The organism is Streptomyces sp. NPDC043870 (assembly GCF_056435785.1).
Genome location: NZ_JBWKDT010000086.1, coordinates 1 through 9,662, shown reverse-complemented (window position 1 = coordinate 9,662; position 9,662 = coordinate 1). Strand labels below are relative to the sequence as shown.

Genomic DNA, 9,662 nt, shown 5'->3' with positions numbered 1-9,662 from the left:
TCGTCTGCGACAACTACTCCCCGCACCTGACGACGAAGCGGTGCCAGCGGGTTGCGACGTGGGCGGCGGCAAACAATGTGGAGATCGCCTATACCGGGGGGTCGGAGGAGATACGCGCGAAACGGGCCACTTGAACACATCGGGTGATGACTGGCTACGTTGTGTGTCTTCCGCTTGATGGCGGTCTGTGATGATCGCCAGTACGGGGTCCACAGGTATTGTGGCTGCCGATCATGTGATTGGCGGTGTTTGTGGCTTCGGTGGAGCGGACGGCGTATCCGCGGTTCAAGCGGGTTATCTCCGACCGTGAACTGGCGCAGTTCTTCGTCCCGGATGAGGCTGAGGTCGGGTGGGCGGCGAAGCGGACGCATGGCCGCCCGGAGTCGCTTCTCGCGCTGCTGGTGTTGCTGAAGTCCTGTGGAAGGCTCGGGTACTTCCCGGTGTTGGACGAGGTTCCGGAGCTGGTTGTTGCCGGTGTGCGTGCGGCGGCCGGCTTGCCCGAGGGGGTCGTGCCGGTGGCTGAGGAGCGGACGGCGAAGCGCTACCGTTCCTGGATCCGGGAGTACCTGGGCCTGGGGTATGACCCGGCACTGGCGCGGAAGATCGCTGCTGCCGCGATGGAGGAGGCGGCCCTGGTGCGGGCCTCTGGGGTGGACCTGGTCAACGTCGCGCTGGAGGAGATCGTGCGGGCGGGCCTGGAGCTCCCGGGGTTTTCGACGCTGGACCGGATGGCGGCCTCGGTCAGGACGCGGGTGGAGGGTGAGATATTTGCCCGGATTGCCGAGCGAGTGGCTGCGGCCGGGCCTCGTCTGGCGGGGTTGTTGGTGGTGCCGGATGGTGAGCGGCGCAGCCCCTTTGATGTGATCAAGGAGCCGGGGCGGCGGGCGACGTGGTCCAGGTTCCGGCAGCATGGCGAGCGCGTCGATCTCGTTGATGCTTTCGGTGATGCGGCCAGCTGGGTGGAGGGGGTCGCTGCTGCCAAGGTCAGCGCGTTCGCGGAGCAGGCCCGGGTGCTGTCGGTCGGCGAGATGCTGGACATCAGCGAGCCGCGCAGGACCGCTCTGCTCGCGTGCGTGGTGGCGAAGGCCAGGGCTCGGGTGCGCGATGAGTTCGTGGTGATGCTGTCCAAGCGGATGGCACGGCATGCCAAGCGGGCTCAGGAGGAGCTGGCAGACCTGGAACAGCGTCACAAAGCGTCCACCGAGCAGCTGCTGGTCTCCTACAGGAACGTGCTGACGGTGCTGAAGGAGCACAGTCCCGACGAGCGTCCTGGTCTGAGCGGGCAGGGGAGCCTGGACGAGGCGTTGGCGGTGAAGCGTGTCCGCGAGGTGGTGGAGGGCAGTGGTGGCTTCGATGCCCAGCTGGCGGAGATAGAAGCCCTGTCCGCGTACCGGGGCGGGAACTGGACGCCGCTGGTCGAGCGCTTCTTCCGTCCCGACCGGCCGACGATGTTCAAACTCGCCCAGATCCTGACCTTCGTGCCCACCTCGCGGGACCGCAGCGTGCTGGACGCCCTGGAGCACGCCGTTGCCAACCGGCACCTGACCCGTGAGCTCATTCCTGACACGGCCCTGGCCCCCGCGGCAGCGACCGACGACGGGAATTCCGTACCGCCCCAGGTTCTGGACTTGTCGTTCGCCTCGCAGCAGTGGCGCACGACGGTGTATGCGAAGGACCAGCCGGGAATGCTGGTGCGCCGGCATTTCGAGGCGATGGTCTTCACCTACCTCGTCGAAGAGCTGCGCTGCGGGGACATAGCCGTAGCCGGGGCCGAGGACTTCGGCGACTGGACCACAATGCTGCTGCCCTGGGACCAGGTGAAGTCCCAGGTGACGGAGTTCTGCGAGCAGGCAGGCATCCCCGGTACCGCCGACGCCTTCGTGGACAACCTGAAGAAGCAGCTCACGCAGGTCGCCGAGGAAGTGGATGCCGGCTATCCGGACAACGCGGACCTGACGATCGACCCCATCACGGGTGTGCCCTCGCTCAAGCAGCGCACCGGTCGCGAGCGCACCGACTCCGCGGCCGCGCTGGAGGCCGAGCTGGACCAGCGGCTGCCGGTACGCGGCATCCTCGAGCATCTGGCCCGGGCGGCGCACTGGACCGGCTGGTGGCACCGCCTCGGCCCTCTCTCCGGGTCGGACCCCAAGCTGAAGGAACCGCTGGCCCGGTACGTGGTCACCGCGTTCACCTATGGCTCCGGCCTCGGCGCCACCCAGGCTGCCCGGCACATGAGCACGGTCTCGGCACACGAGCTGGCCGCGGTCGCCAAACGCCACTGCACGCCCAAGAATCTGAGCCGGGCGGGCGCCGACATCGTCGACGCGCACCTCGACCTGGACCTGGTGCGGTCCTGGGGCGACGGTTCGGTGGCAGCGGTGGACGGCACGATGATGGATTCCGCCGTCGACAACCTCCTCGCCGAGACCTCGATCCGCTACGGCGGCTACGGAGGGATCGCCCATCATCTGGTCGCCGACACCTACGTCGCGCTCTTCTCCAGGTTCGTTCCCTGTGGAGTCTGGGAGGCCGTCTACCTCATAGACTCCCTCCTGCAGAACCAGTCGCAGGCGCGGCCGGAGCAGGTCCACGCCGATACGCAAGGCCAGTCTTTCCCTGTCTTCGGACTCGCGCACCTGCTGGGGATCGACCTGCTGCCGAGAATCCGCAACTTCCAGGACCTCACCTTCCACCGCCCCAACGCCAAGACTCGCTACCGCCACATCGACCAGCTGTTCTCCAGCGACCCCCGAACCGCCATCGACTGGGACCTCGTACACCGCCACTGGCCCGACCTCATGCAGGTCGCCCTCTCGGTCAAGCAGGGCACCGTCTCCTCGGTGACCCTGCTACGCCGCCTGAACAACCGGTCGAGGAAGAACCAGATCTACCAGGCGTTCCGCGAGGTCGGCCGCGCCGTACGCACGATGGTGCTGCTGCGCTACCTGTCCGACCCGGCACTGCGGGAGCAGATCCAGAAGGCGACGAACAAGGCCGAGGCCTACAACGGATTCACCAAATGGCTCCACTTCGGCAACGCCGGCTGGCTGACCAGCCGTGACCCGGAACTGCAGGACAAGGCGGTCAAGTTCCTCGACCTCCTCACCGCGAGTGTCGTCTTCTCCACCAGCATCGACATGACCTGGGCCCTGCGGCAGATGGCCCACGAGGGCTGGACGCTGAATGCGAGCGATCTGGCAGTACTCAGCCCCTACCGGCGCGAGAACGTACTCCGCTTCGGTGACTACACAACCGACCAGCTCCACATCCCTCCCCCCTCATACGACCCCGTACTCCACTCAGGGGCTGCCGAAGAGACGAGCGCTGGAACAGCGCCTCGATGATCGTCAACCCCGCCGGGCCTGTCTTCGGGCCGGCACGCGGGCCCCTGTAACCGGGCGCCCGTCTGATCAGGCAAACACTCTCTGCCTTGCACCCGACCCGAAGGACTCACCAGCATGATCACTGATCCGACCGCCACCAGAGAAACCCCGCTGGAGCGGCATGCCAGCTGGCTGGAGCTCTTCTTTGACCTGCTCTTCGTCGCGATCGTCTCACAGTTGGCACATAGCCTGGTCGGGCATGTCACCGCGGGGCAAGCGCTCGCGGTGGTCGGCCTGTTCTGCCCGCTCTGGTGGCTCTGGGTGTCGTTCAGCTACTTCTCGGACACCGAGGAACGCGACACGCCGGGGCACCGGATCGGCGTACTGGTCATCATGGCTTGCCTGGTGGTCACCGGTGGCGGGATCGCGGGTGCCCTGCACGGCGACCCCGCGCTGTTCGCACTTGGCATCGGACTGGCCCGGCTGACCTCCACCGTGCTGTGGGCACTGACCGTTTCGCGGCGGTTCGGGCGGCGCACCACGACCCGCACCACCGCGCCATACCTCGTCGCGGCCGCAGCCTGGCTGTTCTCCGCTGCGCTTCCTGCCCCGGCCTGCTACCCAGTCTGGGCGGCCGCACTGCTGCTGGAGGCCGTCCCCGCGCTGCGTGCCCCAAGCGGGGCCACGGCCACGGTGCGTGCCGCGATCGACGGGCCGCACCTGGTCGAACGGTTCGGCCTATTCGTGATCATCGTGCTGGGCGAGGGCATCGTCCAGATCATCGCGGCCCTCGGTAGCACCGGCCATGCCAGCGCGCCTACCGTACTCACCGGACTAGCCGCCTTCGTGCTGCTGGCCGCCGTTTGGTGGCTCTACTTCGACTTCGGCAGCGAGGCATCGCTCGCGCTGCTCAAGGCCCGCCCCAGCGACGTCTGGTCGCTGCTGCGGGACGGCTTTGCCTTCGGCCACCTCCTGCTGGTCGGCGGGATCGTTGCCCTCTCCGCTGGCCTGGGCGCCGCGGTCACGGCCGCCAAGACCGGCGGCGTGAACCCGGAGACGGTCCGCATAGTCTGCGCCGCCTTGCTGGCCTACCTGCTGAACAACGCGGTCGTCGGCGTCACCCTCGGCATGAGCTCCGTCCGCAGGACCGCCGCCTGGCTGCTCCCCGACGCGGCTGCAGTGGGCGCGGTCTGGGCCGCCGCCACCCGCCTCGCCCCCGGCTGGGCCTTCCTCCTGCTGGCCGCGGCCCTCCTGCTGACCTCCCTCCCCAGCATCCTCCGCCGCTGGCGCACCCCCGAAGGTTCCGATCGCTCGGCCACCGTGCCCGGGTGAACCCGCACTGGCTCGCGGACACCTGCCCGTCCAACGACAGCCACAAGTCCGCTCACCCGTGCAGCCGAGATACCCACTCCCCTCCGGCATTACTAAACGTAGCTACTGGCTAGGAAGACGGCCGCACAAACCCGTACCGGGTCTTGCGAGGAGATACGCGCGGTAGCGCCGGGGCATGCCCCGGCGCTACCGCGCGTATCTCCTCGCAAGACCCGGTACGGGTTTGTGCGGCCGTCTTCCTAGCCAGTAGCTACGTTTAGTAATGCCGGAGGGGAGTGGGTATCTCGGCTGCACGGGTGAGCGGACTTGTGGCTGTCGTTGGACGGGCAGGTGTCCGCGAGCCAGTGCGGGTTCACCCGGGCACGGTGGCCGAGCGATCGGAACCTTCGGGGGTGCGCCAGCGGCGGAGGATGCTGGGGAGGGAGGTCAGCAGGAGGGCCGCGGCCAGCAGGAGGAAGGCCCAGCCGGGGGCGAGGCGGGTGGCGGCGGCCCAGACCGCGCCCACTGCAGCCGCGTCGGGGAGCAGCCAGGCGGCGGTCCTGCGGACGGAGCTCATGCCGAGGGTGACGCCGACGACCGCGTTGTTCAGCAGGTAGGCCAGCAAGGCGGCGCAGACTATGCGGACCGTCTCCGGGTTCACGCCGCCGGTCTTGGCGGCCGTGACCGCGGCGCCCAGGCCAGCGGAGAGGGCAACGATCCCGCCGACCAGCAGGAGGTGGCCGAAGGCAAAGCCGTCCCGCAGCAGCGACCAGACGTCGCTGGGGCGGGCCTTGAGCAGCGCGAGCGATGCCTCGCTGCCGAAGTCGAAGTAGAGCCACCAAACGGCGGCCAGCAGCACGAAGGCGGCTAGTCCGGTGAGTACGGTAGGCGCGCTGGCATGGCCGGTGCTACCGAGGGCCGCGATGATCTGGACGATGCCCTCGCCCAGCACGATGATCACGAATAGGCCGAACCGTTCGACCAGGTGCGGCCCGTCGATCGCGGCACGCACCGTGGCCGTGGCCCCGCTTGGGGCACGCAGCGCGGGGACGGCCTCCAGCAGCAGTGCGGCCGCCCAGACTGGGTAGCAGGCCGGGGCAGGAAGCGCAGCGGAGAACAGCCAGGCTGCGGCCGCGACGAGGTATGGCGCGGTGGTGCGGGTCGTGGTGCGCCGCCCGAACCGCCGCGAAACGGTCAGTGCCCACAGCACGGTGGAGGTCAGCCGGGCCAGTCCGATGCCAAGTGCGAACAGCGCGGGGTCGCCGTGCAGGGCACCCGCGATCCCGCCACCGGTGACCACCAGGCAAGCCATGATGACCAGTACGCCGATCCGGTGCCCCGGCGTGTCGCGTTCCTCGGTGTCCGAGAAGTAGCTGAACGACACCCAGAGCCACCAGAGCGGGCAGAACAGGCCGACCACCGCGAGCGCTTGCCCCGCGGTGACATGCCCGACCAGGCTATGTGCCAACTGTGAGACGATCGCGACGAAGAGCAGGTCAAAGAAGAGCTCCAGCCAGCTGGCATGCCGCTCCAGCGGGGTTTCTCTGGTGGCGGTCGGATCAGTGATCATGCTGGTGAGTCCTTCGGGTCGGGTGCAAGGCAGAGAGTGTTTGCCTGATCAGACGGGCGCCCGGTTACAGGGGCCCGCGTGCCGGCCCGAAGACAGGCCCGGCGGGGTTGACGATCATCGAGGCGCTGTTCCAGCGCTCGTCTCTTCGGCAGCCCCTGAGTGGAGTACGGGGTCGTATGAGGGGGGAGGGATGTGGAGCTGGTCGGTTGTGTAGTCACCGAAGCGGAGTACGTTCTCGCGCCGGTAGGGGCTGAGTACTGCCAGATCGCTCGCATTCAGCGTCCAGCCCTCGTGGGCCATCTGCCGCAGGGCCCAGGTCATGTCGATGCTGGTGGAGAAGACGACACTCGCGGTGAGGAGGTCGAGGAACTTGACCGCCTTGTCCTGCAGTTCCGGGTCACGGCTGGTCAGCCAGCCGGCGTTGCCGAAGTGGAGCCATTTGGTGAATCCGTTGTAGGCCTCGGCCTTGTTCGTCGCCTTCTGGATCTGCTCCCGCAGTGCCGGGTCGGACAGGTAGCGCAGCAGCACCATCGTGCGTACGGCGCGGCCGACCTCGCGGAACGCCTGGTAGATCTGGTTCTTCCTCGACCGGTTGTTCAGGCGGCGTAGCAGGGTCACCGAGGAGACGGTGCCCTGCTTGACCGAGAGGGCGACCTGCATGAGGTCGGGCCAGTGGCGGTGTACGAGGTCCCAGTCGATGGCGGTTCGGGGGTCGCTGGAGAACAGCTGGTCGATGTGGCGGTAGCGAGTCTTGGCGTTGGGGCGGTGGAAGGTGAGGTCCTGGAAGTTGCGGATTCTCGGCAGCAGGTCGATCCCCAGCAGGTGCGCGAGTCCGAAGACAGGGAAAGACTGGCCTTGCGTATCGGCGTGGACCTGCTCCGGCCGCGCCTGCGACTGGTTCTGCAGGAGGGAGTCTATGAGGTAGACGGCCTCCCAGACTCCACAGGGAACGAACCTGGAGAAGAGCGCGACGTAGGTGTCGGCGACCAGATGATGGGCGATCCCTCCGTAGCCGCCGTAGCGGATCGAGGTCTCGGCGAGGAGGTTGTCGACGGCGGAATCCATCATCGTGCCGTCCACCGCTGCCACCGAACCGTCGCCCCAGGACCGCACCAGGTCCAGGTCGAGGTGCGCGTCGACGATGTCGGCGCCCGCCCGGCTCAGATTCTTGGGCGTGCAGTGGCGTTTGGCGACCGCGGCCAGCTCGTGTGCCGAGACCGTGCTCATGTGCCGGGCAGCCTGGGTGGCGCCGAGGCCGGAGCCATAGGTGAACGCGGTGACCACGTACCGGGCCAGCGGTTCCTTCAGCTTGGGGTCCGACCCGGAGAGAGGGCCGAGGCGGTGCCACCAGCCGGTCCAGTGCGCCGCCCGGGCCAGATGCTCGAGGATGCCGCGTACCGGCAGCCGCTGGTCCAGCTCGGCCTCCAGCGCGGCCGCGGAGTCGGTGCGCTCGCGACCGGTGCGCTGCTTGAGCGAGGGCACACCCGTGATGGGGTCGATCGTCAGGTCCGCGTTGTCCGGATAGCCGGCATCCACTTCCTCGGCGACCTGCGTGAGCTGCTTCTTCAGGTTGTCCACGAAGGCGTCGGCGGTACCGGGGATGCCTGCCTGCTCGCAGAACTCCGTCACCTGGGACTTCACCTGGTCCCAGGGCAGCAGCATTGTGGTCCAGTCGCCGAAGTCCTCGGCCCCGGCTACGGCTATGTCCCCGCAGCGCAGCTCTTCGACGAGGTAGGTGAAGACCATCGCCTCGAAATGCCGGCGCACCAGCATTCCCGGCTGGTCCTTCGCATACACCGTCGTGCGCCACTGCTGCGAGGCGAACGACAAGTCCAGAACCTGGGGCGGTACGGAATTCCCGTCGTCGGTCGCTGCCGCGGGGGCCAGGGCCGTGTCAGGAATGAGCTCACGGGTCAGGTGCCGGTTGGCAACGGCGTGCTCCAGGGCGTCCAGCACGCTGCGGTCCCGCGAGGTGGGCACGAAGGTCAGGATCTGGGCGAGTTTGAACATCGTCGGCCGGTCGGGACGGAAGAAGCGCTCGACCAGCGGCGTCCAGTTCCCGCCCCGGTACGCGGACAGGGCTTCTATCTCCGCCAGCTGGGCATCGAAGCCACCACTGCCCTCCACCACCTCGCGGACACGCTTCACCGCCAACGCCTCGTCCAGGCTCCCCTGCCCGCTCAGACCAGGACGCTCGTCGGGACTGTGCTCCTTCAGCACCGTCAGCACGTTCCTGTAGGAGACCAGCAGCTGCTCGGTGGACGCTTTGTGACGCTGTTCCAGGTCTGCCAGCTCCTCCTGAGCCCGCTTGGCATGCCGTGCCATCCGCTTGGACAGCATCACCACGAACTCATCGCGCACCCGAGCCCTGGCCTTCGCCACCACGCACGCGAGCAGAGCGGTCCTGCGCGGCTCGCTGATGTCCAGCATCTCGCCGACCGACAGCACCCGGGCCTGCTCCGCGAACGCGCTGACCTTGGCAGCAGCGACCCCCTCCACCCAGCTGGCCGCATCACCGAAAGCATCAACGAGATCGACGCGCTCGCCATGCTGCCGGAACCTGGACCACGTCGCCCGCCGCCCCGGCTCCTTGATCACATCAAAGGGGCTGCGCCGCTCACCATCCGGCACCACCAACAACCCCGCCAGACGAGGCCCGGCCGCAGCCACTCGCTCGGCAATCCGGGCAAATATCTCACCCTCCACCCGCGTCCTGACCGAGGCCGCCATCCGGTCCAGCGTCGAAAACCCCGGGAGCTCCAGGCCCGCCCGCACGATCTCCTCCAGCGCGACGTTGACCAGGTCCACCCCAGAGGCCCGCACCAGGGCCGCCTCCTCCATCGCGGCAGCAGCGATCTTCCGCGCCAGTGCCGGGTCATACCCCAGGCCCAGGTACTCCCGGATCCAGGAACGGTAGCGCTTCGCCGTCCGCTCCTCAGCCACCGGCACGACCCCCTCGGGCAAGCCGGCCGCCGCACGCACACCGGCAACAACCAGCTCCGGAACCTCGTCCAACACCGGGAAGTACCCGAGCCTTCCACAGGACTTCAGCAACACCAGCAGCGCGAGAAGCGACTCCGGGCGGCCATGCGTCCGCTTCGCCGCCCACCCGACCTCAGCCTCATCCGGGACGAAGAACTGCGCCAGTTCACGGTCGGAGATAACCCGCTTGAACCGCGGATACGCCGTCCGCTCCACCGAAGCCACAAACACCGCCAATCACATGATCGGCAGCCACAATACCTGTGGACCCCGTACTGGCGATCATCACAGACCGCCATCAAGCGGAAGACACACAACGTAGCCAGTCATCACCCGATGTGTTCAAGTGGCCCGTTTCGCGCGTATCTCCTCCGACCCCCCGGTATAGGCGATCTCCACATTGTTTGCCGCCGCCCACGTCGCAACCCGCTGGCACCGCTTCGTCGTCAGGTGCGGGGAGTAGTTGTCGCAGACGA

General features: G+C 67.8%; 4 protein-coding genes and 2 pseudogenes. 3 read left to right on the top strand and 3 right to left on the bottom strand.

What is annotated here, in order from left to right; translation table 11 throughout:
• The 3 genes and pseudogenes from AC0699_RS38545 to AC0699_RS38535 form a co-directional block, all read left to right on the top strand.
• Positions 1-95, top strand: a pseudogene (locus AC0699_RS38545) (transposase); the annotation flags it as partial.
• 150 nt (positions 96-245) lie between these two features.
• Positions 246-3,344, top strand: coding sequence for a Tn3 family transposase (locus AC0699_RS38540; protein WP_478670873.1), 3,099 nt, complete (start codon positions 246-248; stop codon positions 3,342-3,344).
• A gap of 114 nt (positions 3,345-3,458) precedes the next feature.
• Positions 3,459-4,655, top strand: a complete 1,197-nt coding sequence (locus tag AC0699_RS38535) for a low temperature requirement protein A (RefSeq protein ID WP_478670868.1) — start codon at positions 3,459-3,461, stop codon at positions 4,653-4,655.
• A gap of 352 nt (positions 4,656-5,007) precedes the next feature.
• On the opposite strand, the gene AC0699_RS38530 is transcribed toward AC0699_RS38535, so the two are convergent.
• The 3 genes and pseudogenes from AC0699_RS38530 to AC0699_RS38520 form a co-directional block, all read right to left on the bottom strand.
• The gene (locus tag AC0699_RS38530) at positions 5,008-6,204 is read right to left on the bottom strand and encodes a low temperature requirement protein A (RefSeq protein WP_478670868.1); all 1,197 of its coding nucleotides are present in this window, start codon (positions 6,202-6,204) and stop codon (positions 5,008-5,010) included.
• Positions 6,205-6,318: 114 nt separating this feature from the next.
• On the bottom strand, positions 6,319-9,417 hold the full coding sequence (locus AC0699_RS38525; protein WP_478670873.1) for a Tn3 family transposase: 3,099 nt from the start codon (positions 9,415-9,417) through the stop codon (positions 6,319-6,321).
• A 150-nt stretch (positions 9,418-9,567) separates the two neighbouring features.
• Positions 9,568-9,662: pseudogene (locus AC0699_RS38520) on the bottom strand (transposase); the annotation flags it as partial.